The 26823-nt window shown below is 76.5% G+C and carries 23 protein-coding genes, 1 tRNA gene and 1 other RNA gene; 14 read left to right on the top strand and 11 right to left on the bottom strand.

Going from position 1 to position 26823, the window contains the following annotated elements:
• Positions 1-48 precede the first annotated feature (48 nt).
• Positions 49-4026 (top strand): SCO7613 C-terminal domain-containing membrane protein, encoded by a 3978-nt coding sequence (locus KVT14_RS07150; RefSeq protein ID WP_217615028.1) that lies wholly within the window; start codon positions 49-51, stop codon positions 4024-4026.
• 291 nt (positions 4027-4317) lie between these two features.
• Here the strand turns inward: KVT14_RS07150 and KVT14_RS07155 are convergent, their stop codons facing one another.
• Positions 4318-5745: an MFS transporter gene (locus KVT14_RS07155; RefSeq protein WP_217615029.1), complete on the bottom strand. Its 1428-nt coding sequence runs from the start codon at positions 5743-5745 to the stop codon at positions 4318-4320.
• 70 nt (positions 5746-5815) lie between these two features.
• On the opposite strand from KVT14_RS07155, the gene KVT14_RS07160 reads away from it, so the two are divergent.
• Positions 5816-6109, top strand: coding sequence for a GNAT family N-acetyltransferase (locus tag KVT14_RS07160; RefSeq protein WP_147794932.1), 294 nt, complete (start codon positions 5816-5818; stop codon positions 6107-6109).
• Positions 6110-6141: 32 nt separating this feature from the next.
• On the opposite strand, the gene KVT14_RS07165 is transcribed toward KVT14_RS07160, so the two are convergent.
• Positions 6142-6822 carry an HAD family hydrolase gene (locus KVT14_RS07165; protein ID WP_217615030.1) on the bottom strand — a complete coding sequence of 227 codons (681 nt, stop codon included), beginning with the start codon at positions 6820-6822 and terminating at the stop codon, positions 6142-6144.
• An 86-nt stretch (positions 6823-6908) separates the two neighbouring features.
• Between KVT14_RS07165 and KVT14_RS07170 the strand changes: the two genes are divergently transcribed.
• Entirely contained in the window at positions 6909-7547 is a 639-nt protein-coding gene (locus tag KVT14_RS07170) for a DUF998 domain-containing protein (RefSeq protein WP_217615031.1), read from the top strand.
• Here KVT14_RS07170 and KVT14_RS07175 read toward each other — a convergent pair.
• Together KVT14_RS07175 and pgm are read right to left on the bottom strand one after the other, a co-directional pair.
• Positions 7537-7701, bottom strand: coding sequence for a hypothetical protein (locus KVT14_RS07175; RefSeq protein WP_168216929.1), 165 nt, complete (start codon positions 7699-7701; stop codon positions 7537-7539). The two genes, KVT14_RS07170 and KVT14_RS07175, sit on opposite strands and share 11 nt — an antisense overlap.
• A gap of 132 nt (positions 7702-7833) precedes the next feature.
• Positions 7834-9507 carry a phosphoglucomutase (alpha-D-glucose-1,6-bisphosphate-dependent) gene (gene pgm / locus KVT14_RS07180; protein ID WP_217615032.1) on the bottom strand — a complete coding sequence of 558 codons (1674 nt, stop codon included), beginning with the start codon at positions 9505-9507 and terminating at the stop codon, positions 7834-7836.
• 97 nt (positions 9508-9604) lie between these two features.
• On the opposite strand from pgm, the gene KVT14_RS07185 reads away from it, so the two are divergent.
• Together KVT14_RS07185 and KVT14_RS07190 are read left to right on the top strand one after the other, a co-directional pair.
• Positions 9605-10429 carry a DUF5926 family protein gene (locus KVT14_RS07185; RefSeq protein WP_217615033.1) on the top strand — a complete coding sequence of 275 codons (825 nt, stop codon included), beginning with the start codon at positions 9605-9607 and terminating at the stop codon, positions 10427-10429.
• 361 nt (positions 10430-10790) lie between these two features.
• Complete coding sequence (locus KVT14_RS07190; RefSeq protein WP_147797011.1) at positions 10791-11498, top strand: glycosyltransferase; 708 nt, start codon at positions 10791-10793, stop codon at positions 11496-11498.
• Between the two features lie 19 nt (positions 11499-11517).
• Here the strand turns inward: KVT14_RS07190 and KVT14_RS07195 are convergent, their stop codons facing one another.
• Complete coding sequence (locus tag KVT14_RS07195; protein WP_217615034.1) at positions 11518-12717, bottom strand: hypothetical protein; 1200 nt, start codon at positions 12715-12717, stop codon at positions 11518-11520.
• 128 nt (positions 12718-12845) lie between these two features.
• On the opposite strand from KVT14_RS07195, the gene KVT14_RS07200 reads away from it, so the two are divergent.
• On the top strand, positions 12846-13220 hold the full coding sequence (locus KVT14_RS07200) for a VOC family protein (protein WP_147794926.1): 375 nt from the start codon (positions 12846-12848) through the stop codon (positions 13218-13220).
• Between the two features lie 86 nt (positions 13221-13306).
• A complete protein-coding gene (locus KVT14_RS07205) occupies positions 13307-14143 on the top strand; it encodes a hypothetical protein (protein ID WP_217615035.1) in 837 nt (278 codons plus the stop codon).
• 294 nt (positions 14144-14437) lie between these two features.
• On the opposite strand, the gene KVT14_RS07210 is transcribed toward KVT14_RS07205, so the two are convergent.
• Positions 14438-14522, bottom strand: a tRNA-Ser gene (locus KVT14_RS07210).
• Positions 14523-14632: 110 nt separating this feature from the next.
• On the opposite strand from KVT14_RS07210, the gene KVT14_RS07215 reads away from it, so the two are divergent.
• A complete protein-coding gene (locus KVT14_RS07215) occupies positions 14633-15367 on the top strand; it encodes an AAA family ATPase (RefSeq protein ID WP_217615036.1) in 735 nt (244 codons plus the stop codon).
• A gap of 28 nt (positions 15368-15395) precedes the next feature.
• Here the strand turns inward: KVT14_RS07215 and KVT14_RS07220 are convergent, their stop codons facing one another.
• Both KVT14_RS07220 and KVT14_RS07225 read right to left on the bottom strand, forming a co-directional pair.
• Positions 15396-15767, bottom strand: coding sequence for a roadblock/LC7 domain-containing protein (locus KVT14_RS07220; RefSeq protein WP_217615037.1), 372 nt, complete (start codon positions 15765-15767; stop codon positions 15396-15398).
• A 37-nt stretch (positions 15768-15804) separates the two neighbouring features.
• Positions 15805-16170, bottom strand: coding sequence for a hypothetical protein (locus KVT14_RS07225; RefSeq protein ID WP_217615038.1), 366 nt, complete (start codon positions 16168-16170; stop codon positions 15805-15807).
• A gap of 215 nt (positions 16171-16385) precedes the next feature.
• Between KVT14_RS07225 and ffs the strand changes: the two genes are divergently transcribed.
• The 6 genes from ffs (at position 16386) to KVT14_RS07255 (ending at position 23481) form a co-directional block, all read left to right on the top strand.
• Positions 16386-16482, top strand: an RNA gene (gene ffs / locus KVT14_RS07230) — signal recognition particle sRNA small type.
• A 170-nt stretch (positions 16483-16652) separates the two neighbouring features.
• Positions 16653-17366 carry an ABC transporter ATP-binding protein gene (locus KVT14_RS07235; protein ID WP_217615039.1) on the top strand — a complete coding sequence of 238 codons (714 nt, stop codon included), beginning with the start codon at positions 16653-16655 and terminating at the stop codon, positions 17364-17366.
• The gene (locus tag KVT14_RS07240; RefSeq protein ID WP_217615040.1) at positions 17363-18739 is read left to right on the top strand and encodes an FtsX-like permease family protein; all 1377 of its coding nucleotides are present in this window, start codon (positions 17363-17365) and stop codon (positions 18737-18739) included. The genes KVT14_RS07235 and KVT14_RS07240 overlap by 4 nt, the downstream gene beginning before the upstream one ends.
• A gap of 125 nt (positions 18740-18864) precedes the next feature.
• Positions 18865-20679 carry a serine/threonine-protein kinase gene (locus tag KVT14_RS07245; protein WP_217615041.1) on the top strand — a complete coding sequence of 605 codons (1815 nt, stop codon included), beginning with the start codon at positions 18865-18867 and terminating at the stop codon, positions 20677-20679.
• Positions 20680-20818: 139 nt separating this feature from the next.
• A complete protein-coding gene (locus tag KVT14_RS07250; protein ID WP_308160939.1) occupies positions 20819-22027 on the top strand; it encodes an alpha-hydroxy acid oxidase in 1209 nt (402 codons plus the stop codon).
• Positions 22024-23481 carry an FAD-binding oxidoreductase gene (locus KVT14_RS07255; RefSeq protein WP_217615042.1) on the top strand — a complete coding sequence of 486 codons (1458 nt, stop codon included), beginning with the start codon at positions 22024-22026 and terminating at the stop codon, positions 23479-23481. The genes KVT14_RS07250 and KVT14_RS07255 overlap by 4 nt, the downstream gene beginning before the upstream one ends.
• 96 nt (positions 23482-23577) lie before the next feature.
• Here KVT14_RS07255 and KVT14_RS07260 read toward each other — a convergent pair whose 3' ends face one another.
• From KVT14_RS07260 to KVT14_RS07270, 3 genes are all read right to left on the bottom strand, one after another.
• Positions 23578-24240, bottom strand: coding sequence for a methionine ABC transporter permease (locus tag KVT14_RS07260; RefSeq protein WP_308160940.1), 663 nt, complete (start codon positions 24238-24240; stop codon positions 23578-23580).
• On the bottom strand, positions 24237-25307 hold the full coding sequence (locus KVT14_RS07265) for a methionine ABC transporter ATP-binding protein (protein ID WP_217615043.1): 1071 nt from the start codon (positions 25305-25307) through the stop codon (positions 24237-24239). Before KVT14_RS07265 ends, KVT14_RS07260 begins: the two co-directional genes overlap by 4 nt.
• A 116-nt stretch (positions 25308-25423) precedes the next feature.
• A complete protein-coding gene (locus tag KVT14_RS07270) occupies positions 25424-26323 on the bottom strand; it encodes a MetQ/NlpA family ABC transporter substrate-binding protein (RefSeq protein ID WP_217615044.1) in 900 nt (299 codons plus the stop codon).
• Positions 26324-26823: the final 500 nt, after the last annotated feature.

Raw genomic sequence — 26823 nt, forward strand, 5'->3', positions numbered from 1 at the left:
CTCCGATCCGACTTCGGGGTGGCCGGGGCGCGGCCGACGGCAGCGGAGGTGCCGGGCGCCGCTCCGGTCGACCCCGGGTTCGCCCGGCCCACGACGTGGCGACCCGCGCACGAGCGTCCCGCCGGCCCCGGTCCGGTGGCACCGGCGACGACGGAGCCGCCCGGGTCGGCCCCGGCGGTCGGCCTGCCGCCGCGCGGCCCGCGCGGTCCGGTGGGTCCGGTCGGCCCGGTCGGACCCGGTCGCCCCGGCGGCGCCGTCCCGCCCGGCGCGGGTGCGCCGTACCCGCCCGCGCCCGGCGCCCCGGTCCCGCCCGAGCGGCCCTTCGACGTCGCCCGGCTGTTCGTGCTCGCGGGCGCCGGCCTGGTCGCCGCGGCGGCGCTCGTGTTCGCGTTCTTCTTCCTCGCCGACGCCCCGGGCCCGCGCGTCGCCGTGATGCTCGTCGCCACGGCCGCCGCCGTCGCGGGCACGCTCGCGCTGCGACGGAGCGGGCTCGGGTCGTCGGCGGAGGCGGTCGGCGGGCTGGTCGCGGCGCTCGCGGTCGTCGACGCCTGGATGATCGCGCTGCTGGTCGACGGGCCGGTGCGGTGGCTCGCCCTGGCGTCCTTGCTGCTCGCCGTCGGCCTCGGGCTGCCCGCGGCGGGTCTCGCCGTCCGGGTGCGTGCGTGGACCGTCGCCGTGCTCGTGCTGCCCGCCGTGCCGCTGTGCGTCGGCGCCGCGGTGGCGAGCGCCTGGGGCTGGCACCTCGCGCTGCTCGCCGCCGCCCTGGTGACGCTGGTGCGCGCCGGGTACCGCCGGGCCGTCGCGGCGCGGTTCGGCACCGACGGCGCCGTCGTCGACGCGCTGCTCGCCCTCGGCGCGCTGCTGCTGGTCGGCGCCGCGCTGCTCGCCGCGGTCGCCCTGCCGGAGCCGGTGCCCGGGTGGGAGACCGGCGGGTTCGCACTGGCCCTGCTGCTGTCGGCCGTCGTCACCCGCCTGCAGGCCGCCGCCGAGCGGCCGGCGTGGGGCGCGGCCGCCGCGTGGGAGTGGGTCGCCGGGGGCCTCGCCGTGCTGTCCGCCGGCGTCGCCGTCGCGTCCGTCCTGCCCGCGCCGCTGGGCACGGTCCCGCTCGCCGCCGCCGCCGCGTGGGCGCTCCTGGTGCTGGTCCCGCGCCTGCTGCCCGGCGACCGCGCCGCCGACCGGTCGTACCGCGCGCAGGTGGCCGGCGGCTGGACGGCCCTCGTGCTGGCCACGGGGCCCGGGACCGCGGTGGGCGTGCTCGAGGCGCTGGGCCTGCTCGGCGCGGTGGGAGCGGACGGGGGCGGAGCGCCCGCGGGCAGCGCCGGCTGGGCGCTCGACCCCGGTGCGTTCGCGCCGACGTCGTTCGGGGTGGGGGCCGGGCCGGTGCTCGCCGCAGTGGTGCTCGCGGGGGCGCTGGCCGCGGTCGGACGGGTGCCGCTCGCGCCGGTCGCCGAGTCGGTGCCGGTCGCGGTGCCGGTCGCGCCGGGGTCGGCCTCGGGCGTCGCCGCGCCGGCGAGCCGGCCCCTGCCGCCCGCCCACCCCCTGCCGCCCGCCCACCCCCAGCGCCCGGCCGCCCCGGCCCGCGCCACGGTGCTGCGGCAGCACGCCGCGGTGGTCGTCGGCCGGGCGTGCCTGCCCGTCGGGGTCGTGCTCGCCGCCTGGGTCGCGGTCCCGCTGCTGCGGCCGTGGTCGGTCCCGCTGCTGCTCGCCGAGCTGGCGCTCGCGGCCGCGCTCGTCGAGGTGGCGCGGCGGGTGCCCGCGGCGACGCGGGTCGAGGCGGTGCCCGGCGCCCCGGTGCTCCCGGGGGCGGGGATCCGCCCTGCCGACCGGGACGCCGCGGGTGCACCGCTCGTGCGGCCCGCCCCGCGACCCCCGTGGCGGGGCACCCTCGCCACGGCCGCGTTCGTCCAGCTCGCCTTCCTCGCCCTGCTGACCTGGGTGTCCCGGCCGACCACGGCGGTCGGCGCGGTCGCCGTCGTCGTCCTGCTGCTCCGGGCGCGCGCCCTGCTGCCGCGGGACGTCCGCGCGGTCCTGGTGGGGATCGCGACGGCCTACGCCGGCGCGGTGCTCGCGGCCGTGCTCGCGTGGTCGGGCTGGGACGGGCCCGGCGTGCTCGGCGGGGTCGCGGTCGCGCTGCTCGTCGTCGCGGCGGTGCTCGCCGTGCTGCCGCGGGTGGCCGACAACACCTGGCTCGGGGTGCTGGTCGTCGCGCTGGTCCCCGCGGTGCTCGCGATCGCGGCCGTCGCCGTCGACCGCACCTGGTGGGGAGCCGGCGCGGCGGCCGCGCTGCTGCTGGTCGAGGTGCTGCTGCTCGACACGCGCACGCGACCGGTTCCGGCGTGGGCGCGCGTCACCGCCGCCGCCCTCGTGCTGCCGACGGTCTCGGTGGTCGTCATCTGCGCCGGCGCCGTGCTCCTGCCCGGCTCCGGGTCGCCCGTCCTGCTGCCCGTCGTCGCGGTGCTGGCCTCGGCGGCCGCGGTGGCCGCCCCCGCGATCGGTGACCGCCTGCGCCGGCGCGCACCCGGGACCCCCGGCGACCACGCGCGGCTCGCGGTCGAGCTCGCCGCCGCCGGCACGGGCGCGGTCGCGCTGCTGCTCGGCATCACCCGCACGGCCACCGGGGCGGACACCGTGCTCGTGCTCTGCGCGCTGCTCGGCGCGGGGGCGACGGCCGTGGCGCTGCGGCCGGAGCGGCGGCTCGCGTGGTGGCCGGCCGCGGTGCTGTGGTGCGGCGTCGTCTGGTCCGCCCTGGTCTGGTGGGGCGTCGGGCTCGTCGAGGCGTACACCGCACCGCCGGCGCTGGCCGCGGTCGTGGTCGGCACGCTGCTCGCCCGCCGGGGGGACCGCTGGCGGCCGCTCGTCGCCGCCGGGGTCGCGCTGCTCGTGGCGCCGACGCTGCTGCTCGCCGTCGCGGGCCGGGACGTCGGGGTGCGGGCGGCCGTGCTGCTCGGCGTCGCCGCGCTCGCGGTGCTGGCGGGCGTCCTCCGTCGGCGTCCGGGCGCCGCGGGCTCGCGCGCCTGGGCGGCGCTCACCGAGCCGCTGCTCGTCGGCGGCGCGGCGGCGGCGCTCGCGGGAGCGGTCCGGTCGGCGCACCTCGCGGCGAGCACGCCCGTCGGCGGCGGCGTCGCCAACGCGCGGCTGTTCGGCGCGGCCCTACTGTGGTCGCTCGTCGGCGCGGTGCTGCTCGGCGCGCTGGGGCGGCTGCTCGTCGAGCGCCTCCCGGCGGTGCGGCGCTGGGCGCTCGCCCCGGCGATCGCGGCGTTCACGGTCGGTGCGCTCGTCGCCGTGCGGCCGTCCTGGGCGCTGACCTGGACCGGCTGGGTCGTCGAGCTCGGCCTGCTGGCGCTCGCGGTCGCCGCGGTGCGGTCCGAGGCCTCGCGGGAGCGCGGGCCGCTCGCCACCGACGTCCCGCCCGGCTGGGTGCTCTGGCTGGCGGCGCTCGCGTGGGCGATCGGCGCGTGGAGCCCCCGCGAGCTGCGCGTCGAGGTGTTCGCGCTGCCGCTCGGCCTCGCGCTGACGGCGATGGGCTGGGTGGCGCTGCGCGCGGCGCTCGCGGCCCAGGGCCCGGGCGGGCGCGGGCCCCTCGGTGCGCCGGGGGCCCCCGCCGGCTGGGCCTCGGCGTCGTCGGCCGCCCCCGCCGGCCCGCGTCCTGCGTGGCCCGTCGGCCGGGCGACCTCCGTCGCGACCCTGGCCCCCGGGATCCTGGCGACCCTCGGGCCGTCGATGCTCGCGATCTGGACCGACCCGATGACCTGGCGCGCGATCCTCGTCGTCGTCCTGGCGCTCGGGTTCATGCTCGAGGGGGCACGGGAGATGCTGCGCGCGCCGCTCGTCCTCGGCGCGGGCGCGTTGCCGGTCGCGGTGCTCAGCGTGTTCGCCGCGCAGCTCGGCCGGACGATCTCCGCCGGGCCGTGGCTGCTGACCCTGCTGGCGGCGGGCGGGCTGCTGCTCGTGCTCGGCGTGTTCGCGGAGCGGCGCCGGACGGCGGTGGCGGAGGGCCGGTCGACGGCGGGCGGCGTGCTGCGCTGACGCGCGAGCGGCGCTGCCGCGCGTGCTGCGCTGACGCGCGAGCGGCGCTGACGCGCGTGCTGCGCTGACGCGCGAGCGGCGCTGAGGGGTTGCGTGCGGCTCCCGGGCAGCGCGCTGCTGAGACGAGCCACCCGCCCACGTCGTGCGCACGTGCGTCGAGTGGATAACGGACACGTCGAGTGCCTATCCAGCGGATAGGCACTCGACGTGTTTGATGCTCACTCGCGGAGGCGCGGAGGCGCGGAGGCGCGGAGGCGCGGAGGCGCGGAGGCCGCCGCGGGTGGCGTGCGCTCAGCGCCGGGCGTCGCCCCGCGGCGCGGTGTCGGCGTCCAGCGCCGCCGCCCCGTCGGCCCCGGCGTCGGCGTCGCCGAGGCGCGTCGTCGCGGCGCCGGCCTCGGGTCCGCCGCCCACGGCGCCCGCTCCCGCCCCGGGCGCGCCGTCGAGCGTCGCACCCGAACCCGCCTCGCCCTCGACCCCGGTGCCCGCCCCGGCGCCGTGCCCGCCGGCGCCCGAGGCCCCCGCGCGCAGCACCCGCAGCGACCCGAGCACGGCCACGACGGCCAGCACGGCCGCGCCCACGACGACGAGGTACCCGCCGTGCGAGCCCTGCCGGTCGATGAGCAGCCCCGCGATCCACGACCCGACCGACACCCCCACGCCGAGCGAGGTTCCGACCCAGGTCAGCCCCTCGGTCAGCCGCTCGCGGGGCACCAGGTCCTGCACGAGCCCGTTCCCGTTGATCAGCGTCGGCGCGATCGCGAACCCGGCGACGAACATGACGACCGCGAGCATCGCCATCGAGTCGACGAGGACGAACAGCGACGCCCCCAGGGCGAGCGCGACCATGCCGATCGCGAACCGGCGCCACAGCGGCGTCGTCCAGTGCCGGGCGCCGTAGAGCAGGCCCGAGATCATCGACCCGCAGGCGAACACCGCGAGGATCACCCCCGCGAGCCCGGGCCGGCCGGACTCCTCGGCGAACGCCACGGTGCTGACGTCGGTGCCGCCGAAGATCGCGCCCATCGCGACGAACACGACCGCCAGCACGATCATGCCGCCCGAGCGCATCACGGAACGGCGGCGCACGGGGGTTCCGTCGGGGGCGGTGACGACCTGGCGCGGGTGCGGCGGCGGCTGGGTCGCGCGCTGCCCGAGGAACCAGAACCCGCCCAGCACCATCCCGACGACCGGCACGATCAGGCCGGCCGACGGCGTGACGGCGGTGGCGAGGGTCGTCGCGAGGATCGGGCCGACGACGAACACCAGCTCGTCCAGCGCCGACTCCAGCGAGTACGCGGTGTGCAGGGCGCGCGGGTCGTCGACGACGTGGGACCAGCGGGCGCGGACCAGCGCGCCGAACGACCCGACGGTCGCGCCGACGACCACCGCGGTCGCGTACAGCGACCAGACCGGCGCGTCGGCGAGCGCGCACGCCACCAGCCCGACGAGCGCGGTGGCGGACACCGCGACCGCCGGCCGCATGACCCGCGCCTGCCCGTGCAGGTCGACGAGGCGCGCGAGCTGCGGCGAGCAGATCGCCTGCGCCAGCACGTACGCCGCGGACACGCTGCCGGCGAGGCCGTACGAGTCGTACAGCGCCTCGATCATCAGCACGATGCCGATGCCGACCATGGACATCGGGAGCCGGGCGATCACCCCGGCGGAGGAGAACGCCAGCGCCCCCGGACGGGAGAGCACGTCGCGGTAGGGCCCCAGCACGCGGTCAGTGTCGCACCCCGCACCGACACGTCGCTCGCGCATTCCGGCGCCCCGTGCGGATACTCGGGGCATGACGACGCGCGTGACGGACGTGACCGACCAGCAGCGGTTCGAGATCACCGACGCCGAGGGCACCGTCCTCGGCGTCGCGGAGTACCAGCGGCGCCCCGGCGTCGTCGTGTTCACGCACACCGAGGTCGACCCGCGGCAGGAGGGCCACGGCATCGGGTCGACGCTGGTCCGCGAGGCGCTCGACGCCGTGCGCGCCGCGGGCGACCGGATCGAGCCGCGGTGCCCGTTCGTGCGCGCCTACGTCGAGGAGCACCCCGAGTACCGCGACCTCGTGGTCGACCCGGTCGGCTGAGCCCGGGCCGGCGGCCCGACCCGGCGGCGCGGTCAGCCGTGCAGCAGCGCCCCCACCGGCGTCGCGTCGAGGTCCCGCAGCAGCGCCGCGACGTCCTCGACCACGTCGGCGGCCCCGGCGTCCCGGAGCTCGGCCTCCGAGGTGCCGCCGGACAGCACGCCGACGCACGGCACGCCCGCCCGCACCGCCGCCTCGACGTCCCACACCGAGTCGCCCACGAACACCGCGCGCTCGGCCGGCACCCCGGCCAGGTCGAGCGCGGCGTGCACCAGGTCGGGCTCGGGCTTCGCCTCGTCGACGTCCTCGGCGCCGGTGATCTGCACGAGGTCGTCGACGTCGAGCGTCGCCCGGAGCTTCTCGAGCTCCTCCGGCGCCGCGGACGTCGACAGCACGACGCGCACGCCGCGGTCGGCCAGCGAGCGGATCAGGTCGCGCGCGCCGTCGAACGGCCGCAGCAGGTCCTCGAGCTCGGCGTACCGCGCGGTGTGCCGCTCCTTCGCCTCGTCCCCGAGCCGGTCGGCGTCGTCGCCCAGCAGCTCGCCGATCAGCCGGCCGGACCCCATCCCGATCCGCCGGTGCACGCGCCAGGCGTCCACCGGGTGGCCGACCTCCCCGAAGGCACGGACCCAGGCGTGCACGTGCAGGAAGTTGGAGTCGACGAGCGTGCCGTCGATGTCGAGCAGGACGGCGGTGGGTGCGTCGGTGCCGGTCATGCCTCCGGTCTAGCGGCTGGTCGTCCGGCCCGCGACCGGGGAGCGCCCGCCGCGCGGCCGCCCGGGGCGCGGGCTAGCGTGCGGCGGTGCCCCGTCCGAGCCGCCCCGCCCCCGCCCCGCGCTCCTGGGTGCTGGTCCCGGCGGTCGCCGCGCCCGTCGCGATGATCGGCGGCTGGCTGCTCGCCGAGGCCCTGGCGCCCGGGTTCGACCCGGTGTCCCGCACGATCAGCGAGCTCGCCACCGCCGCGGTACCGCGCCCGGGCGTGATGACCGCGGGCCTCCTGGTCACGGGGCTCGCCCACGTCGCGACGACCGCGGGGCTGCGCGGTGTGCCGCGGTCGGGCCGCCTCGTGCTCGCGCTCGGCGGCGTGGGGACGGCCGCCGTCGGCCTGCTGCCGCTGGACCGCGTCCCGTCGGCGCACGGGGTCGCCGCGGCCGTGGCGTTCGGGGCGCTGGCGCTGTGGCCCGCGGTGTCCGCGCGCCGGTCCGGGCCGTGGCCGCTGCGGGCGGCGGTGGCCGTCCCGGCGACGGCCACGCTGCTGGCGCTGCTGGGCTGGTTCGTCGTCGAGCAGGCCCGTGGCGGGGGCGTCGTGGGCCTGGCCGAGCGCGCGGTGGCGGGCGCGGAGTCGCTGGCGCCCCTGGCCGTGGTGCTCGCGCTGCGGGTGTCGCGCCGCCGCGCCGGGTCGTTGCCGAGGCCCGGCGCGGCGGGCGGTCTCAGGGGTTGAGGTACGAGCCCGGGTCCTGGTCGGACGGGCTGGCGTCCGGCATGGACCGGGCGACCTCCTCGTCCGAGACCTCCTCGTCGCGGATCTCGTCCACGTCCGGCTCGGTCAGGGCGTCGGGGGAGTCCTCGGGGAACGGTGTGACGTCCTCGCTCATCACTGCTCCTTCGCTGCGGTGGAGCGCCCCACGCTAGGCGCGTCCCCGCCGGTCCGCGCGTCGAGGACGGCACCCCGCGCACGACGGCGCCGCACCCGGGTGGGTGCGGCGCCGTCGGGGCGGCGGGGCCGGTCAGCCGCCGAGCGCGTCCGACACGACGTCCTTCGCGGCCTCCTGCACCTGCGTCAGGTGCTCGGGGCCCACGAACGACTCGGCGTAGATCTTGTAGACGTTCTCGGTGCCGGACGGCCGCGCGGCGAACCACGCGTTCTCGGTCGTCACCTTGAGGCCGCCGATCGCCGCGTCGTTGCCCGGCGCGGAGGTGAGCTTGGCGGTGATGTCCTCGCCCGCGAGCGTCGTGGCGGTCACCTGCTCCGGCGACAGCTTCCCGAGCGTGGCCTTCTGCTCGAGGGTCGCCGGCGCGTCCACCCGGGCGTACCAGGACTCGCCGAACCGGCCGACGAGCTCGGCGTGGTGCTGCGACGGGGACTTGCCGGTCGTCGCGAGGATCTCCGAGGCGAGCAGCGCCAGGATGATCCCGTCCTTGTCCGTGGTCCACACCGTGCCGTCCTTGCGCAGGAACGACGCCCCGGCCGACTCTTCGCCGCCGAAGCCGACCGACCCGTCGAGCAGGCCGGGGACGAACCACTTGAAGCCGACCGGCACCTCCAGCAGCCGGCGGCCCAGGTCGGCCGCGACCCGGTCGATCAGCGACGACGACACCAGGGTCTTGCCGATGGCGGCGTCCGCCGGCCAGCCCCGGCGCGCGCCGGAGTACAGGTACCGGATCGCCACCGCGAGGTAGTGGTTCGGGTTCATCAGGCCGGCGTCGGGCGTGACGATGCCGTGCCGGTCGGAGTCCGCGTCGTTGCCCGTCGCGACGTCGAACGGCGAGTCGCCCTGCATGGCGTTCACCAGGGATGCCATCGCCGACGGCGACGAGCAGTCCATCCGGATCTTGCCGTCCCAGTCGAGGGTCATGAACGACCACTGCGGGTCGACCCGCGGGTTCACGACCGTGAGGTCCAGGCCGTACCGCTCCGAGATCGCACCCCAGTACTCGACGGACGCGCCGCCGAGCGGGTCCGCGCCGATCCGCACGCCGGCCGACCGGATCGCGTCCAGGTCGAGCACGTGGGTCAGGTCGTCGACGTACGCGCCGAGGAAGTCGTGCTTGCGGGTGGTGTCGGCGGCGAGCGCGGCGTCCACGCCCACGCGCGGCACCCGGTCGACACCGCTCGCGAGCAGCTCGTTGGCGCGGTCCGCGATCCACTTCGTGGCCTCGGAACCCGCCGGCCCGCCGTGCGGCGGGTTGTACTTGAACCCGCCGTCCCGGGGCGGGTTGTGCGACGGGGTGACGACGATGCCGTCCGCCAGGCCGGGGCCGGACGCGCGCACGCCCTCGGACGTCGCGGCGCCGTTGTGCAGCAGGATCGCGTGCGACACGGCGGGGGTCGGGGTCCAGGAGTCGCGGGCGTCGACGCGCACCTCGACGCCGGCCGCCGCCAGCACCTCCAGCGCCGTCCGCCACGCCGGCTCCGACAGGCCGTGGGTGTCGCGGCCGATGAACAGTGGGCCGTCGGTGCCCTGGCTGCGGCGGTACTCGACGATCGCGGCGGTGATCGCGACGATGTGAGCCTCGTTGAAGGCGCCGTCGAGGCTCGAGCCGCGGTGGCCGCTGGTGCCGAACACCACGCGCTGCGCGGGATCCTCCAGGTCGGGGCGGCGGTCGTGGTACGCGGCGAGCATCGCCTCGACGTCCACGAGGTCGGAGGGCTGGGCAGGGGTTCCGGCGCGCGGGTCCATGGCCCGATCCTGCCACCGACGACCCCCGCGCGGCTGGTCGAGCGCGCGACGCGTCGAGCCCGTCCGGGGAGCCGACCGGCCCGGTAGCCTGGTGCGCATGGCCTCTTCCTCCGTCGACTTCGTGCTGCGCCCCTTCGAGGGCCTCCCCGGCGAGCCCGACTGGGTCGCCCTGCGCGAGCTCGTCCCCGCCGCCACCGCGACCGCCCGCACCAACGCCGAGCACGGCGCGCGCGACATCACGGTCACGACCGTGCTGCCCGACGGCTGGGCCGCGCTGCACCGCGCCGACGGCGTCGTGCTGCTCGCCCTGCAGGTCGTGGGCGGCTCCGGCGACGCGAGCCGCGACCTCGCCGCCGCGCTGCTGGAGGCGCTCGACTCCGAGCCCGGCACCGCCGTGCAGAGCTCCGGCCTCGCGGGCCCCGGCCCGCGGCTGCAGGACGTGCTCGACACCACTGTCCCGTTCGAGGTGACGGTCGAGGAGAGCTTCGCCTACTGGGTCGCCGCCGACACCGAGATGACGCCCGACCTGAAGGCCGCCATCGAGGAGGCCGACGCGGGCGTCGTCGACACCAAGAAGCTCGCGGCCGTGGACGCCGCCTACTGGGTCCGCATGGGCGCCCGCGAGTACCTGCGCTGGGCGCAGCCGCACGACGAGCAGCAGGTCATCGACGGCCTCGCCCGCCTGCACGGCCGTCGCGAGTCCGGCTTCGACGGCGCCAAGTTCATCGGCTACTTCCGGTCCAACGGCCTGGTCGTCCCGGTGTGGGAGCTGGCCCGCGGCAGCGAGGCCGAGGACATCGAGCCGGCCGTGACCGCGTTCGCGCCGAAGTTCACCGCCGCGCTCACCGACACCGAGCCGCTCGACGCGAACGCCCGCCGCGCCCGCGCCGGCATCGTCGCCCGGCAGGTCACGCTCCGCTGAGCCACCCGCAGGCCGCCCCGACGCACCGCCCCGGTGCGCCGCGGGCGGCCTGCGGCGTCCCCGGGACCGGGCGCCGCGGCGGACCCGCTGGTGACGGCCCCGCGCCGCCCGTGTGACCGTCGTGTGCAGCGTCCGCGTGTCCGGGCCCCGACGGCGCGCGCGGCCCGGCCGGATCGATAGGCTGACCCGCGTGACGGGCGAGGCGGAGGACAGGACCGAGGAGCGATCGGTCGCCGACCGCCCTGCCCGGGCGGAGGAGCCGGCCCCGCGCAAGCCCCGGCGGTCCCAGCCGCAGCAGCCCGCGCCGCTCGAGACGCCCACGACGACCGCCCGCACCGGCCGGTCCCGCCAGCGCGTCGCGGTGGTCATCCCCGCCAAGGACGAGTCCCGCCGGATCGCCGCCACCGTCCGCTCGGCCCGGGCGATCCCGAACGTCGACCTGGTCCTCGTCGTCGACGACGGCTCGGAGGACAACACCCAGCACGTCGCCCGCGAGGCCGGCGCCGTCGTCGTCCGGCACTCGCACAACCGCGGCAAGGCCGCCGCGATGGAGACCGGCGCCGCCGTCGTCGCCATGCGCGACGCCCCGGACCGCCCGCCGCGCCTGCTCCTGTTCATCGACGGCGACCTCGGGGACACCGCCGTCAACACCGCCCCGCTCGTCCCGCCGGTGCTCGAGGGCACCGCCGACGTGTCGATCGCGCTGCTGCCGCCCCAGCCGGGCGCCGGCGGGCGCGGCATCGTCGTGGGCGCCGCCCGGCGCGCGATCCAGTCGCTGACCGGCTGGACCCCGACGCAGCCGCTGTCCGGCATGCGGTGCCTGACCCGCGAGGCCTTCGAGGCCGCGACGCCGCTCGCCCGCGGCTGGGGCGTCGAGACCGGCATGACGATCGACCTGCTGCGCAAGGGGTTCGTCGCCGTCGAGGTCCCGTGCGACCTGCGGCACCGCCCCTCGGGCAGCGACCTGCGCGGCCAGATGCACCGCGCCGCGCAGTACCGCGACGTGCAGCTCGCGGTGGCGGCGCGCCGGCTGCGCTCCATCGGCGCGGCCCCGCGCAAGAAGGGCTGACCCCCGGCTCGGGAGCGTGTCAGCCCTCGGGTGCCGGGGGTGCAGCGGCCTCGGCGTAGTGCGCCAGGACCGCCCGGTGGACCGCAGCCCCGTTGCGGAGGGTCGAGCCCTCGGCCTCGACGCGGCGGGTGATCTCCTCGCGGAACGCGTCCCACTCGGGATCGGGCAGCGACTCGGTGAACTCGTCCTCGACCGAGACCACGGCCTCGACCACCTCGTCGATGTGCTCCTGGGTCAGGCCACGGCGCTCCAGCGCGATCTGCACCCAGACGGACAGGAGAGCCGGGACCTCGCTGCCGACCTCGGGGTCGACCGACACCTCGACAGGGAACCAGTCGAGGAGGAAGTGCACCGCCGCGGTGGGGCTCCACGCGAGCGGACCGGCGAACAGGAGTCGTTCGCCGTATCCGATGAAGATCCTGGCGAACTGGCGGACTGTCGGTTCGTCGAGCCTGGACCAGGGGCACCGGCGGGCGACGAGCTCGTCGACCATCCACGCGCGCTCCGCCGCGGACAGCGACGGACGCGGTTCGACGAGCCGTGGAGCGCCCTGGACGAGCCAGCGCACGAACGCCCGCGCCTCGGTGTACTCGCCGTCGTCGCGCGCCGGCCAGAGCTCGTCGGTCTGGCGCAGCGCATCGGCCACCTCGGCGAGCACGGCGTCGATGTCGTCGCGAGCGGCGTCCTCGGGAGGGGGAGTGGACTCGCCGGGCACCTCGACGACGAGCTCCTCGACGACGAGGCCGTCCAGCACCACCGCCTTGACCACCACGCTGTGGGGAACGGGTTCGGCGTACGCGAGGACGTAGAGCCGTTCCGAGTCCCAGGCGTCCGACCAGCGGCGGGTGGACACCGGTCGAGGCGGACCGCCGCTGTCGGCTGAGGCGGCGGCGGGGAGCGCAGCCCGCGCCTCGTCGCCCCACGGTGGGACCGCGATCGCGGCGAGCGCAGCCAGCGCAGCGCGAGCACGGTCCGGTCGGGACCGCTGCGCGCGGGCGATCTCGCGCACGAGGTCCCCCTCGGCGTCCGTGGCGACGGTGTCCCGGGTCGACCAGGCCAGCCCGAGCCAGGAGCTCGCCACCAGCTTGACGATCAGCCGGTCCGTGCCGGTCAGGCGCGGCGCCTCGCGCAGCGCGACCGCGAGCGGTGTGACGGCGTGGGCGCCGCCGCGGGTCGAGGTGCGACCGCGGTCGGGCTTCCGGCGTTTCTTCGGGCTCATGCCGCCACGCAACCACGGGGACCGCCGCCTAGGCCACCCTCGGCCGGTCGTCCTGTGGACGACGCCGTCTAGGCTGGTCGCAGCCGACCCTGCACCGGCGCGGGGTCGCCGGTCTCGGGAGTGTGGACATGGCACACGGCGACATCACGCACATCGACATCCCGGTCGACGACGTCGACCGGGCGAAGGGCTTCTACGGCGCCCTGTTCGGGTGGCAGATCCAGGAGTACCCGGGCTACGAGGGCTACCCGATGTGGCAGGCCCCGAACAAGATCAGCGGCGGCGGGCTCGCGCCGAGGGACGAGAACTTCGACCGGCCGCGGTCCTACGTCGAGGTCGACTCGATCGACGACACGCTGCGCCAGGTGACCGAGCTCGGCGGGCGGGTCGTGCGCCCGAAGGCGGAGATCAGCGAGACGAGCTGGTGGGCGGTGTTCATCGACACCGAGGGCAACGAGATCGGGCTCTACGAGGGGACGACGGACACCGACGGGACGGAGTGACGTCCCGCGACGGGTGACCATGGGCCCACCTGCACGCCGACGCGCCCCCTACAGTCCCCCTCGTCGATCGGAGCGAGGGAGACGCGATGGCTGTCGTCCGCTACGCGCTCTACCGCGCGTACGAGGCGGACCGGGTCGAGGCCAGCAACGCCATGATGGCGCTGCTGGCGGGTGCCCAGCTCGCCTCACACCTGCTCAAGCTCACCGAAGGCTCGAGCCGTCTGCTGCCGGAGGTGTTCCCGAGCGTTGCGCACATCCGTCGGTTCAACCTGACGAGCGAGGCGGCGAACGAGATCCTCTCGTCCGCCGAGACACATCTCGGGGCGATGGGCGTCCCCTACGCCCTCGCCATCCACGAGGACTACCTCAAGAGCGCGCTCTCCCTTCTCGAGCGCGGAGGTGTCGTGCGCCGCGGGACCGCGGAGCGCAGCAGACTCGCGACGCAGCACCGCCTGATCGCCGAAGCGTCGGGGACGTCCTTCGACGTCACCAGCCTGGCGCAGCTCGAGACGCTGAGGCACATGCGGAACTGCCTGATCCACGCCGGGGGGAGGGCGTCCTCGGCTCTCGTCTCACAGGTCGCGACGTGGCCGGACGGGACTGAGGCCGCGTGGTCGAAGCTCTCGGCGAGCAGTCCCGCTCACCTTGCCGTCGGCGACCCCGTGGAGTTCGCGCACGGCGAGATGATCCTCGCTCTGGCTGTCACGAAAGTGCTGGATCGCGAGGTCAACGGGATGCTGCAGGGCTGCCTGCCGCGTGATCTGTGGTGCGACATCCTCGTCGAAGAGCTCAGGGACTCCAACCGGACGTCGCCGCGCGCTCCCGACGCGCTCCGGAAAGCGCGGGGCATCGCACGACACCACTACGGTCCGCTCGGCCTGACCGAGGCGGAACTGTGGTCGGCGCTGAACCGGGCCAGCTAGAACAGAGCGAGAGGGCCGCCCCGCTCGGGACGGCCCTCTCCAAGGAAAAGCGGGGCTCTACTGCTTGAGCTACGGCCTGATGAGCAGACCGCCGGGGCTTGCACCCGGATCTCCGCGCCTCTGTGGAACGTCTGGTTACGAGCCAGCAGGACCGAGTCCCGTTCCGTGTGGCCCACGATACCGAACGAGGGGGCGCGGTGCCAGGAGCGAGTGCCGTCGCGGGCCCCGGCTGTGTCTGGAGCATGATGAAGGGCCCGCCACCTGCGCTGACGCGGTGGCGGGCCCTTCGACCTGCGGAGGATGGGGGATTCGAACCCCCGAGGGCGTGAACCCAACACGCTTTCCAAGCGTGCGCCATAGGCCACTAGGCGAATCCTCCCGGCCGTAAGAGGGTACCCGAGCCGGAGCCGTGCTCGGTAACCGGGCCGGTCGCGCCACGCCGGCGCCGTCCCGGCGCGGCTGTCGGCCCCGTGTGGTGGGCTGTCCCGCGTGCGCCTGACCGGTCCCGCCCTGCCCGTGCGCCGCGTGCGCGCCGATGACCGCGAGCCCGTCGACGCGGGCGCGTGGTTCACCCGCGTGCCCGCCGTGGCGCAGGTGCTGCGCGACGGCTGGGACCTCGGCCCGGCGACGGTGCTGGTGGGGGAGAACGGCGCGGGGAAGTCGACGCTCGTCGAGGCGCTGGCCATGGCCTTCGGCACGGGCGCCGAGGGCGGGTCGACGGGTGCGCGGAGCGAGACGCGGCCGTCGGAGTCGGGGCTGTGGCGGCACCTGCTGCTGGAACGCGGGGCCGGCGGGTCGCGGCGCGGCTTCTTCCTGCAAGCAGAGACGATGCACGGCTTCTACACCTACCTCGAGGAGAACCCGCGGTTCGGCGGACCGCCCGAGCCCGTGTTCCACGAGATGTCCCACGGGGAGTCGTTCCTGGAGATCGCCGTGTCGCGGATGCGCGGGCGCGGGCTGTACCTGCTGGACGAGCCGGAGTCGGCGCTGTCGTTCACCGGCTGCCTGGCGCTGCTCGCGCACGTGCGCGGGCTGCTGGCGGACGGCGCGCAGGTGGTGCTCTCGACGCACTCGCCGCTGCTCGCGGCTCTCCCCGGGGCGCGCGTGCTCGAGGTCGGGGAGTGGGGGCTGCGGGAGACGGCGTGGGAGGACGCGGACCTCGTGCAGTCCTGGCGCGGGTTCCTGGCGGCGCCGGAGCGCTACCTGCGCCGCCTGGACGACTGACAGGCGTGCACCGCGCGGTCGTCCGGGGTCAGGCGCCGCCGTCGAGCGCCAGCAGGTGCTCGACCTGCGGCACCAGGACCCGCTGCAGCAGCACGAGGTTGACCGTCGGCTCGGCGACGACGGCCAGCGCGAACCGGTCACCCACCGGCGTGGCGACCACGGCCCCGTCGTCGGTCCGGACGGTGCAGGTCGCCAGGCCGGTGAGCGACGCCCCCGCGGCCGTGTGGTGCGCCATCTCGACGCAGGCGACGACGAGGGCGGCGAGCCGGTCGCGGTCCTCCTCGGGGCCGTCGTCGCTGAACGGCGTCCCGTCCCGCTGCACGAGGAGGACGCGACGGATCCCGTCGACGGCGTGCCGCAGCGTGGCGGCGACCTGCAGGCCGTTCTGGCGGATGATCATGCCGCGGCGTCCTCCTCGTGCGGTCGGTCGGTGGTGCTCAGAGGTCCAGGTCGCGCTCGAGGTTGAGCAGCTGCCGGCGGGCCATCGCGAGGTTCGCGCGGCTGCGGTCGAGCACGAGGTACAGGAACAGGCCCTGGCCGTGGGCGCTCTGCAGCAGGCGGATCAGGTGCAGCTGGCTGGTCAGCGTGATGAGGATGTCCTCGATGCCGTCGGACAGGCCGAGCGAGGCCAGCGTGCGGAACTTGGCGCGCACGACGTCGGTGTTGCCGGCCGCCGCCAGGTCGAGGTCGACGCCGCCGCCGGCGGAACCGAGGAGCATCCCGGAGTCGAAGTCGACGAGCGCGACGGCGGTCGCACCCTCGATGGACATGGCGGCGGTGAGGGTCTGGTCGACGGTGGCCACGCAGGTGCCTTTCGCAGGGGCGGACGGGGCCGCCGGGAGGTCGGGGAGCGCGGACGCGAGTCGTGGGACGTCTGGCCGCACTCAGCCGTATCGACAGGTCAGCGGGCTCCCTGCACCCCGGGCGCGGGTGATCCGGTGCCCCGATCGGGCGTCGACCGGGGGTCGGGCGGGTCGGGACGCGGCGGGAGCGGGGGCCGGTCTGCGTTAGGCTGGGGTCAGACCCCTCGTGCGGCGTCATCTCGCTGAACCCCCCCAGGGCCGGAAGGCAGCAAGGGCAGGTGAGCTCTGGCGGGTGTGCGGGGGGTCCTTGCATGCCCGGACTCGGCCCGGCGCGGCCGCGCGCGGCCCGCGGGTCGCCCGGAGGTCGTCCGTCCCGGGTCGGACCCGGCACCCGGCCTCCGCCCCCGGTCGCAGCCGACGCCCCGCGAGGACGCGACCGCGGTCCGACGCGACCGGCCCCGGCGCGGCGGGACGCTGGCGACATGAGCACGACGACGACCCCCGGCCCCCGGCTGTCCGCCCGCGGCCTCGTGAAGCAGTTCGGCACGACGACGGCGCTCGCCGGCGTCGACCTGGACGTCGCCCCCGGCGAGTCGGTCGCGGTGATGGGCCCGTCCGGATCGGGCAAGTCCACCCTGCTGCACTGCCTCGCCGGCATCCTCGTCCCCGACTCGGGCACGGTGGCGCTGTCGGGGCGCGGGCTGCACGACCTCGACGAGCGCGAGCGCTCGCTGGTGCGCCGGCGGCAGTACGGGTTCGTGTTCCAGTTCGGCCAGCTGCTCGCGGAGCTGCCGGCGGTCGAGAACGTGGCCCTGGCGCCGATGCTGCTCGGCACGCCCCGCCGGGAGGCCACGGAGCTGGCGGGCCGGTGGCTCGCGTCGCTGGGCCTCGCGGGGATGGAGGGCCGGCGCCCCGGGGAGCTGTCCGGCGGCCAGGCGCAGCGGGTGGCCGTCGCCCGCGCCCTGATCACCGGGCCCGAGGTGGTGTTCGCCGACGAGCCGACCGGTGCCCTCGACCAGGCGACGGGCCACGAGGTGATGCGGGTGCTGACGGAGACGACCCGGCTCGCGGGCGCGTCGCTGGTCGTGGTCACGCACGACGCGGGCGTGGCGGCGTGGTGCGGGCGGCGCGTCGAGGTGCGCGACGGCCGGGTGGTGGCGGACGAGCGCCGCGCCCCGCAGGGGAGCACCCGGTGAGCGCCGTCCTCGCCCTCGCGCCCCGGCTGCGCCGCGCCGGTGGCCGGGACAGCAGGCTGACGACGGCGCTCGCGGTGGCGGCGTTCGCCGTCATGACGGCCCTGACCCTGTCCGTGGTCGGCGGGCTGCTCGGCTTCGCGGGCCGCGCGGGCGACCCCGCCGACGCCTTCCAGCGCGAGTACGGCGACTCGTACGTCGTCTTCGCGTGGACGGCCGTCGTGCTGCTGGTCGTGCCGCTGCTCACGCTCGGCGGGTCGGCGGCCCGGCTGGGGGTGGCGCGGCGGGACGCGCGTCTGGCCACGCTGCGGCTGCTCGGCGTGACGCCCCGCGAGGTGGTCGCGCTGACCGTCGTCGAGACCGCCTGGCAGGGGCTGGCGGGCGCGGTGGCCGGGGCGGCGGGGTACGTCGCGCTGCTGCCGGTGTGGACGCGGGTGCCGTTCCAGGGGTCGACGTTCTCCGCGGGGGAGCTGTGGGTGGGCTGGGCCGTGCTCGCGGCCGCGTGCCTCGTGGTGCCGCTGCTGGCCGTCGTGAGCGGCGTCGTCTCGCTGCGCCGGGTCGTCGTGTCGCCGCTCGGGGTCGCCCGGCGCCAGACCCCGCCGGGGATGCGGGCCGTGCGCGCGGTGCTGGCGCTGGCCGCGATGGGTCTGTTCATGGTCGTGACCCTGGTGCTCGGGCAGCTCGGCGCCTTCGCGGTGGCGTTCGCCATCGGGTCGCTGGCGCTCGGGTTCGCCGCGCTCAACCTCGTCGGGCCGTTGGCGCTCGGGCTGGTCGGCCGGCTGCGGGTGCGCCGGGCCCGGACGCCTGCGCAGCTGCTCGCGGCGCGCCGGCTGGTCGACGACCCGCGGGCGTCCTGGCGGGTGGTGGGCGGGCTGGGGCTGGCGGGGTTCGTCGCCGGGGCGCTCGCGGTGGTGCCGCTGCTCGCGTCGGGGTCGGCGGGCGACGGCGCGTCCGCCGCCGAGGTCGCCGAGATGCGGACCTTCACCGGCGACCTCATGCGCGGGGCGCTGCTCACGTTGGCGATCACGTTCCTGGTGGCGGCGGCCTCGGCGGGGATCACCCAGGCGGCGACGGTGCTGGACCGGCGCCGGGAGTACGCGCTCCAGGTGCTCGCGGGCACGCCGGTGGCGCTGCTGGACTCGGTGCGGCGCCGGGAGGTGCTGGTGCCGATGCTGCTCGTGGCCGTGGGGTCGGCGGCGACGGCCGTGGTCATGCTGTCGCCGCTGTTCGGGGTCGCGGGCGTGACCGACCCGAGCGGGCTGCTGCTGCTCGTGACGTGCCTCACGGCCGGGTGCCTGCTGGTGCTCGCCGCGACGGAGACCAGTCGGCCGCTGCTGCGCTCCGTCCTGGCGGAGACGCAGGTCAGGCCGGACTGAGCCTGGTCCCGGGTGCCGCACCGGCGCCCGGGCGCCGTCGCCCGTGCAGGTGACGTCACCCGTCTCGACGCGCGCGTGCGAGGGTCCCCGGTGATCCTGGTACTCCACGTCGAGGAGGTTCGTCGATGGGTGACCATCTCGAGCAGGCGACCGCGCCTGCCCTCGGCGTCGCGCCCGGAGCCGGGCTGCGCCCCCGGGAGCAGGCGCTCCCCGCGGGGGCCGTGCTCGGCGACCGGTACACGCTCGGCGAGCGTCTCGGACGTGGCGGCATGGCCGAGGTCTACCTCGCGCACGACCGGGTGCTGGCCCGGGACGTGGCCGTGAAGGTGTTCCACCCGTCGGCCGGCGGCCCGGACGACGAGGAGCGGCACGGCGCCGAGATGCGGCTGCTCGCCCGCCTCGGCCACCCGGGCCTGGTGATGATGCTCGACGCCGGCACCACCGAGCTGCCCGGCGGCGAGGTGCAGGACTTCCTCGTCATGGAGCTCGTGCGCGGGCCGTCGCTGGCCGCCCGGCTCGCGGAGGGCCCGCTGTCGGCCGAGGACGCGGCGCTGGTCGGCGTGCACGTCGCCGAGGCGCTGGCGTACATCCACGACGAGGGCGTCGTGCACCGCGACGTGAAGCCCGGCAACATCCTGCTGCCCCCGGCCGGCCGGTCCGGTGCGGGCGGCTCGTGGACCAAGCTGACGGACTTCGGCATCGCCCGCGTGCGCGCCGACGAGACCGCGACCGCGACCCAGGAGCTCCTCGGGACGCCGTCCTACCTCAGCCCGGAGCAGGCGACCGGCGGTCGCCTCACGGCGGCGTCGGACGTGTACGCGCTCGGGCTGGTGCTGGTCGAGTGCCTCACCGCCGAGCGTGCGTTCCCCGGGGACGCGCTGACGTCCGCGGTGGCGCGGCTGCACCGGCCGGTGCCGCTGCCCGAGCGGTTCGGGCCGCGGTGGGCGGAGCTCATCGGCTCGATGACCGCGCTCGACCCGCTGGACCGGCTCACCGCGGCGGGCGCGGCCGAGGAGCTGCGGGCGCTGCTGCGTCCGGGCGCGCTCGGCGTCGGCCCGGTGGCGGGGGACATCGGCGCCGCGGCGGTGCCGCTGGGCACCGTCTCGCTGCCCGGCGCGGGCGGGCCGGCCGAGCCCGGGGCGCTCGAGGAGCACCCGAGCGGGCCGCTGCCCGACGGGCCCCTCGACGCGGGACTCGACGCCCGGCTCGACGCGGACCTCGACGCACCCACGCTCGGCGTCGACCCCCGGCTGCTCGTCGGGCTGCGGCCGGAGCCGGCAGCGGGCGGCCCGGTGGACCCGGCGGAGCGCGGCGCGGCGGACCCGGCCGGCCAGGCGGAGGCCGAGGACGCCGGCGCCACCGCGCGCCGGGGCCGACGCGGCGCGGTCGTCGGGACCGCGGTGCTCGGCGTGGCAGCCGCGCTGGTGGTCGCGGGAAGCGTCCTCGCCCCCGACGCGCCCGCCGCGGACCCGGCGGCGACGACCCAGGAGCCCGCCGGGGTGTCGCAGGGTCCGTCGGCACGGCCGGACGACGCCACGACGACACCGGCGGGCGAGGAGCAGGCGGCGGACGTCGGCGGCTCGGAGGCGGGCACCGTGACCGTCGCGACGGGCGCGGGTGCGGCGTCGACGACCGCGGGCGGCGCGGCGGGCGGCGCGGACGCGGGCGGCGCGGACGCGGGCGGCACGGCGGGACCCGGGGACGGCGTCGTGGTGACCGACGGCGTGCTGGCCGACCCGGTCACGACCGGCCCCGGCGCGACGGACCCGGGCGCGGGCGATCCCGGCCCCGCGGACCCCGGCTCCGCTGACGGCCCGGCCGCCGGCGAGGCCCCCGGGGTGACGGAGGGCGGGCCCGGCCCGGCGGCGAACGCGAACGAGCAGGCGCACCGGAACGCGGCCGAGCGGGCCGAGCGGGAGCGGGCCGCCGCGGGCGGCTGACCCGCCGCGGCGCGCGGACGGCGGCCGGTGCGGCACCGTCCGTCGCACGCTGAGACGCGTCCGCGCCCGTTGCGCCCGCGGGGCTACCGTGCCCGGGCGGGGCCCGGAGCCGCCGGGCCCACCGGCGAGGAGGCGACACGTGCGGCGACGGCTGCAGACCTGGTCCGAGCTCAGGCCCCTGCTGCGGATGCGTCCGCTCGAGCTGGACCCGGTGGCCCGCCGGCTGTCCCGGGCGTACACGGTGCGGGACCTGCGGACGATCGCCCGGGCCCGGACCCCGCGGTCGATCTTCGACTACGTGGACGGCGCCGCCGAGGCCGAGGTGTCGCTGCGCCGCGCCCGCCGCACGCTCCGGGACGTGGAGTTCCGGCCGTCGGTGCTCCGCGACGTCGGCGAGGTCGACCTGTCGACGACGGTCCTGGCCCGGCCCGCCGCGGCGCCGTTCCTGTACGCCCCGACCGGCTTCACGCGGATGATGCAGCACGAGGGCGAGCGGGCCGTGGCCCGGTCCGCGGCGCGCACCGGCATCCCCTACACGCTGTCGACGATGGGGACGACGTCGATCGAGGACCTCGCAGCGGCCGCGCCGGACGGGCGGAACTGGTTCGGCCTGTACGTGTGGAAGGACCGCGGCGCCTCGACCGAGCTGATGGCGCGCGCGAAGGCCGCCGGCTACGAGGCGCTGGTCATCACCGTCGACGTCCCGGTGGGCGGCGCGCGGCTGCGCGACAACCGGAACGGGTTCAGCATCCCGCCGGCGCTGTCGGTGAGGACCGTCGTCGACGGCGCGCTGCACCCCTCGTGGTGGCTGAACTTCCTCACCACCGAGCCGCTGCGGTTCGCGACGCTCGACTCCTGGCAGGGGACGATCGAGGAGCTCGCGGGGCACATGTTCGACCCGACGGTCGAGCTCGCCGACCTCGCGTGGGTGCGGGAGCAGTGGGACGGGCCGCTCGTGGTGAAGGGCGTGCAGACCGTCGCCGACGCCGAGCGCGTGGTCGGTGCGGGCGCCGACGCCGTCGTGCTGTCGAACCACGGCGGGCGGCAGCTCGACCGGGCGCCGGTGCCGCTGACCCTCGTCCCCGGCACGGTGCAGGCGGTCGGCGACCGGGCCGAGGTGTACGTCGACACCGGCTTCTCGAACGGCGCCGACGTGGTCGCCGCGGTGGCGCACGGTGCGCGCGCCGTCATGCTCGGCCGCGCCTACCTGTACGGCCTCATGGCCGGCGGCGAGCGCGGCGTCGACCGGGTCGGCGAGATCCTGACCACCGAGATCGCCCGGACCCTGCGCCTGCTCGGCGTGCGGTCCCTCGCCGAGCTCACCCCCGAGCACGTGAGGCTGCCGTGACCGAGACCCGCACGCCCGTCGACCCCGGCCCCGCCGGCCCGGGCCCGTCCGCCCCCGCCGCCGCGCCGGACGCCGCCGCGCTCGCGGCCGTCGTCGCCGACCTCCGCGCCGCGCTGCCCGCCGAGGCGCTGGTCACGGACCCCGACGCGCTGCGCGGCCGGTCCCAGGACGGCTCCGCGACCCCGCCCACGGGGGAGCCGGTCGCCCTGGTGCAGCCGTCGACCACCGCCGAGGTGTCCGCCGTGCTCCGCGCCGCGCACGCCCACGGGGTCCCCGTCGTGCCGCAGGGCGCGCTCAGCGGGCTCGCCGGTGGTGCCAACGCCGTCCCGGGCGCGATCCTGCTGTCGACGGCCCGGATGACCGAGATCCGCCGGATCGACCCGGTCGACCAGGTCGCCGTCGTCCAGCCGGGCGTGGTCACGAAGGACCTGGTCGACGCGGTCGCCGCCCGCGGCCTGTTCTACCCGCCGGACCCGGCGTCGTACGCGCAGAGCACCGTCGGCGGGAACATCGCGACCAACGCGGGCGGGATGCGCTGCGTGAAGTACGGGGTCACGCGGGACTTCGTGCGCTCGCTCGAGGTCGTGCTGGCCGACGGGGAGGTCGTCCGGACGTCGCCGGAGACCGTGAAGGCCGTGGCGGGGCTCGACCTCACGGGCCTGGTCGTCGGGTCGGAGGGGACGCTCGCGGTCGTCACCGAGGCGACGCTCGGCCTGCTGCCGGCGCCCGGCCCGGACCGCGGCGTGTGCGCGACCTTCGCCACCGTCGCCGACGCGCTGGAGGTGGCGAACGCGATCATCGCGAGCCCGCACCGCCCGTCGACGCTGGAGCTGCTGGACGGCGTGGTGCTGGCGTCGCTCGTCGCGTACGACCCGGAGGCGGGGCTGCCCGCGGGCGCCGAGGCGATGCTGCTGGCGATCACCGACGAGGCGGTCGGCGGCGTCGAGGACGTCGCGGCCTACGAGGCGATCGCCCGGGAGCACGGCGCCCTGACGGTGGACGTCGCGCACGACGAGCAGCGGCTGCACGCGCTGCTGCGCGCCCGGCGGGCGTTCAACCCGGCGATGCGGGCGGTCCGCGGCGGCAGCATCAACGAGGACGTCGCGGTGCCGCGCACCCGGCTGCCCGAGCTGCTGGAGCGGCTGGGCGACGTCTCCGCGCAGGTCGGGCTGCCCATCGGCACCGGCGGGCACGTCGGCGACGGCAACCTGCACCCGGTCATCGCGTTCGACCCGGCCGACCCGGCGCAGGTCGCCGCGGCCGCGGAGGCGCACGCGCGGATCCTCGGCCTGGCGGTCGAGCTCGGCGGCACGGTCACGGGCGAGCACGGCATCGGCACCGAGAAGCGGTCCGCCCTCCCGACCGAGCTGGGCGACCGGGTCCTGGCGATCCAGCGCGGCATCAAGCAGGTCCTGGACCCGCGGAACATCCTCAACCCGGGCAAGAAGCTCTAGAACCCGACGAGGTCGAGGGTTTCCCCGAGATCGCCGGGCGGAAACCCTCGACCTCGCCGGGAACCCTCGACCTCGCGGACCGGGGTGCGACGCGCGTCAGCGGCGCAGGACCTTGCGGGCCAGGAAGTTGCCCAGGAACTGGGCGAGCTGGACCATGATCACGATCACCGCGACGGCGGTCCACGTGACCACGTCGTTGAACCGCTGGTACCCGTAGACGATCGCGAAGTCGCCGAGGCCGCCGGCGCCGATCGCGCCCGCGACCGCCGTCATGTCGACGATGCCGACGAACAGGAACGTGAAGCCCAGGATGAGCGGGCCGAGCGTCTCGGGGACGATCACGGTCGCGATGATCCGCAGCGGCCCGGCGCCCATCGCCCGCGCCGCCTCGACGACGCCCGGGTCGAGCGCGACGAGGTTCTGCTCGACGATCCGGGAGGTCGCGAACGTCGCCATGATCGCGAGCGCCGGGATCGCGGCCTCGACGCCGTAGGACGCCCCGGTGAGCGCCTGGGTCAGCGGCCGGACCGCGGTGATGAAGATGATGAACGGGATCGGCCGGACGATGTTGACCAGCACGTTGAGCACGACGAACACCGGCCGGTTGGCCAGGATGTTGCCGGCCCGGGTCACGTAGAGCGCGATGCCGAGCACGAGGCCGGCGAGCCCGCCGATCGCCAAGGCGGCGATCGCCATCTGCAGGGTCTCGCCGAGCGCCTGCCAGAGCTCGGGCCACAGGGAGACGCCGTTGGAGTTCACGCGCCCACCTCCTCGTCGGTCGGGCCGGCGTGGTCGCCGTCGGGGGCGTGCTCGATGACCTCGGTGTGCGCACGCAGGTCGGCGAGGAACGCGTCGATCGCGGCGTCCGGACCCTCGAGCGCGAACGTGAGGGAGCCGAGCGGGCGGGAGTTCACCTCGGTGATGCCGCCGAACACCACGTGCCCGTCGATCCCGTGGGCGCGCAGGCGCTCGGTGACGATGATCCCGGCGGTCGCCTCGCTCTCCCGGATGGCGATCGTGACGATCCGGCCGGCGTGCCGCTCGCGCAGCCGGGCGACGACGTCCGGCCGCGGCCGGTCGTGCAGGGCGGCGCCGATGAACCGGCGGGTGATCGGCTGCGTGGGCTCCGCGAACACGCGGTAGACGTCGCCCTCCTCGACCACCTTGCCGTGCTCCATGACCGCGACCTTGTTGCACAGGTAGGAGACGACCGACATCTCGTGCGTGATGACGACGATCGTGACGCCGAGCTCGCGGTTGACCCGGCGGAGCAGGTCGAGCACGTCCTTGGTGGTCTCGGGGTCGAGGGCGCTGGTGGCCTCGTCCGCGAGCAGCAGGGCCGGCGACGTCGCGAGCGCGCGGGCGATGCCGACGCGCTGCTTCTGCCCGCCGGACAGCTGGTCGGGGTACTGCTTGGCCTTGTCGGACAGCCCGACGAACTCGAGCAGCTCGGCGACGCGGGCCTCGCGCTTCGCCTTCGGCCACTTCGCGACCCGCAGCGGGTACGCCACGTTCGCGGCGACCGTGCGCGACTTCAGCAGGTTGAACTGCTGGAAGATGAAGCCGATCCCGGCGCGGGCGGGGCGCAGGCCGCGCTCCTTGAGCCCCGTGAGCTCGGTGCCGTCGACCACCACCTGCCCGGACGTCGGGGCCTCGAGCGCGTTGATCAGCCGGACCAGCGTGCTCTTGCCGGCGCCGGAGTAGCCGATCACGCCGAACACGTCGCCGCGCTCGATGTCGAGCGTGACGCCGTCGACGGCGCGCACGGGACCTGAGGACCCGTCGAACACCTTCGTCACGTCACGCAGGGAGACCATCGCGGTCATCGGGTCACCGTCCTGGGTGGGGGTCGCCCGCGGGGTGCGGGTGGCGGGTGCCGGCGTCGCGCCGGCGGGCGGTCGTGCGCCGGGCGACCCGCGGGCCGCCCGGCGCACCGTGTGCGTCAGCCCGCGGCGCGGACCTGGTCCTCGAGCTCCGTGAGGCTGGCCTGCAGCTCCTCGGGGCTGAGGTCCTGCTCGACCGCGGTGCCCTGGTTCTCCTCCAGGAGCTGGCCGATGACCTCGTCGCGGTGGTAGATCTCGATCAGGTCCGCGTACACCGGGTTGTCGGCGTCCTCGGCCCGCGCGACCCAGATGTTCACGTACGGGCGGGCCGTGTCCGTGTCCTCGAGGTCGGAGTAGATCGCCGTGGTCGGGTCGATGCCCGCGTCGGCGGCGAAGTTGTTGTTGACGACCGCGGCGTCCAGGTCCTGCAGCTGGATCGCGGTCTGGTTGGCGTCGACGGGGACGACCTTCACACGGGACGCCGCCTGGTCGATCTCGGCGGGGGTCGACAGCGCGTTGCCGCCGTCCTTCAGCGAGATGAGCCCGGCCGACTGCAGCACGAGCAGCGCGCGCGCCTGGTTGGTCGGGTCGTTCGGGATGGCGACCTCGCCGCCGTCCGGGATCTCGTCCGGCGACGCGTAGCCCTTGGTCGTGTACAGGCCGAGCTGGTAGATGACGGTCGCGCCGATGGGCGCGAGGTCGTCGTCCGCGCTGACGTTGTAGTTCGCGAGGAACAGGAGGTGCTGGAACTGGTTGAGCTCCAGCTGGCCCTCGCTGAGCACGGTGTTCGGCTGCTGGTAGTCGGTGAAGTTCACCAGCTCGACGTCGATGCCCTCCTCGGCCGCCAGGTCGGTGAACGTGGTCCAGTAGGCCTTCGACTTGTCGGTCACGCCGACGCGCACGGTCACCGGGTTGTCCGGGTCCGCGGTCGTCGGGGCGGCCGCGGGCTCGCCGCCGGAGCAGGCGGCCAGGGCGCCCACGGCGAGGGCGGCGAGGGCGGCGGTCAGTCTGCGCTTCATGGTGGTGCTGCCTTCCGGTGGATCTGAGCGTGGGGCTCGGCTCGGGGCGAGCCCCGTGCGGGCCGGTGGCCGGGCCCGCGGGGCGGTGGCGTGCGGCCAGGCCGCGGCGCCGGAGTCTCGGCCGACCGGCGGGGGGCCCGGGCCGGACGGCGGGCCGTCGGGGATCGGGGCCGGGAGGAGGTGTCCGGTCGGGCCGGTCGGCTCGCTCAGGAGCGTCGGGCCGGGCGGGACGTCCGCCGCGGGAGGGCCGTGCTGCGAGGGTGCAGCGTCAGCACATTCGCTGGCGACAGCACATGAGCCCGCAGGACGCCCCGGCCGTGGCGCGCATCGGCTGCGCGCGGCGCTCGGAAGCGGCGTGGGTGCTCACGTGCTCGACTCCTGTCCCTGGGTGGGGGCGGACGCGGGCGACCCTAGCACCCGCCGGGAGCGCCGCGTCCGCGGGTCTCACGGCACCCGGGTGCCGCGCGATCACGGTGCCACCGGGGTCGCGGTCCCGCCAC

The sequence above is a fragment of the Cellulomonas sp. GbtcB1 genome, assembly GCF_019091725.1.
Classification (GTDB): Bacteria; Actinomycetota; Actinomycetes; order Actinomycetales; family Cellulomonadaceae; genus Cellulomonas.

Bases quoted from the DNA above. Each gene is read 5' to 3' on its own strand.
- KVT14_RS07185 (WP_217615033.1), top strand. From the start codon at position 9,605: ATGGCCTCTTCCTCCGTCGACTTCGTGCTGCGCCCCTTCGAGGGCCTC.
- KVT14_RS07270 (WP_217615044.1), bottom strand. From the start codon at position 26,323: ATGAAGCGCAGACTGACCGCCGCCCTCGCCGCCCTCGCCGTGGGCGCC.
- pgm (WP_217615032.1), bottom strand. From the start codon at position 9,507: ATGGACCCGCGCGCCGGAACCCCTGCCCAGCCCTCCGACCTCGTGGAC.
- KVT14_RS07160 (WP_147794932.1), top strand. From the start codon at position 5,816: ATGACGACGCGCGTGACGGACGTGACCGACCAGCAGCGGTTCGAGATC.
- KVT14_RS07200 (WP_147794926.1), top strand. From the start codon at position 12,846: ATGGCACACGGCGACATCACGCACATCGACATCCCGGTCGACGACGTC.
- KVT14_RS07165 (WP_217615030.1), bottom strand. From the start codon at position 6,822: ATGACCGGCACCGACGCACCCACCGCCGTCCTGCTCGACATCGACGGC.
- KVT14_RS07235 (WP_217615039.1), top strand. From the start codon at position 16,653: ATGAGCACGACGACGACCCCCGGCCCCCGGCTGTCCGCCCGCGGCCTC.
- KVT14_RS07245 (WP_217615041.1), top strand. From the start codon at position 18,865: ATGGGTGACCATCTCGAGCAGGCGACCGCGCCTGCCCTCGGCGTCGCG.
- KVT14_RS07175 (WP_168216929.1), bottom strand. From the start codon at position 7,701: ATGAGCGAGGACGTCACACCGTTCCCCGAGGACTCCCCCGACGCCCTG.
- KVT14_RS07265 (WP_217615043.1), bottom strand. From the start codon at position 25,307: ATGACCGCGATGGTCTCCCTGCGTGACGTGACGAAGGTGTTCGACGGG.
- KVT14_RS07220 (WP_217615037.1), bottom strand. From the start codon at position 15,767: ATGATCATCCGCCAGAACGGCCTGCAGGTCGCCGCCACGCTGCGGCAC.
- KVT14_RS07195 (WP_217615034.1), bottom strand. From the start codon at position 12,717: ATGAGCCCGAAGAAACGCCGGAAGCCCGACCGCGGTCGCACCTCGACC.
- KVT14_RS07205 (WP_217615035.1), top strand. From the start codon at position 13,307: ATGGCTGTCGTCCGCTACGCGCTCTACCGCGCGTACGAGGCGGACCGG.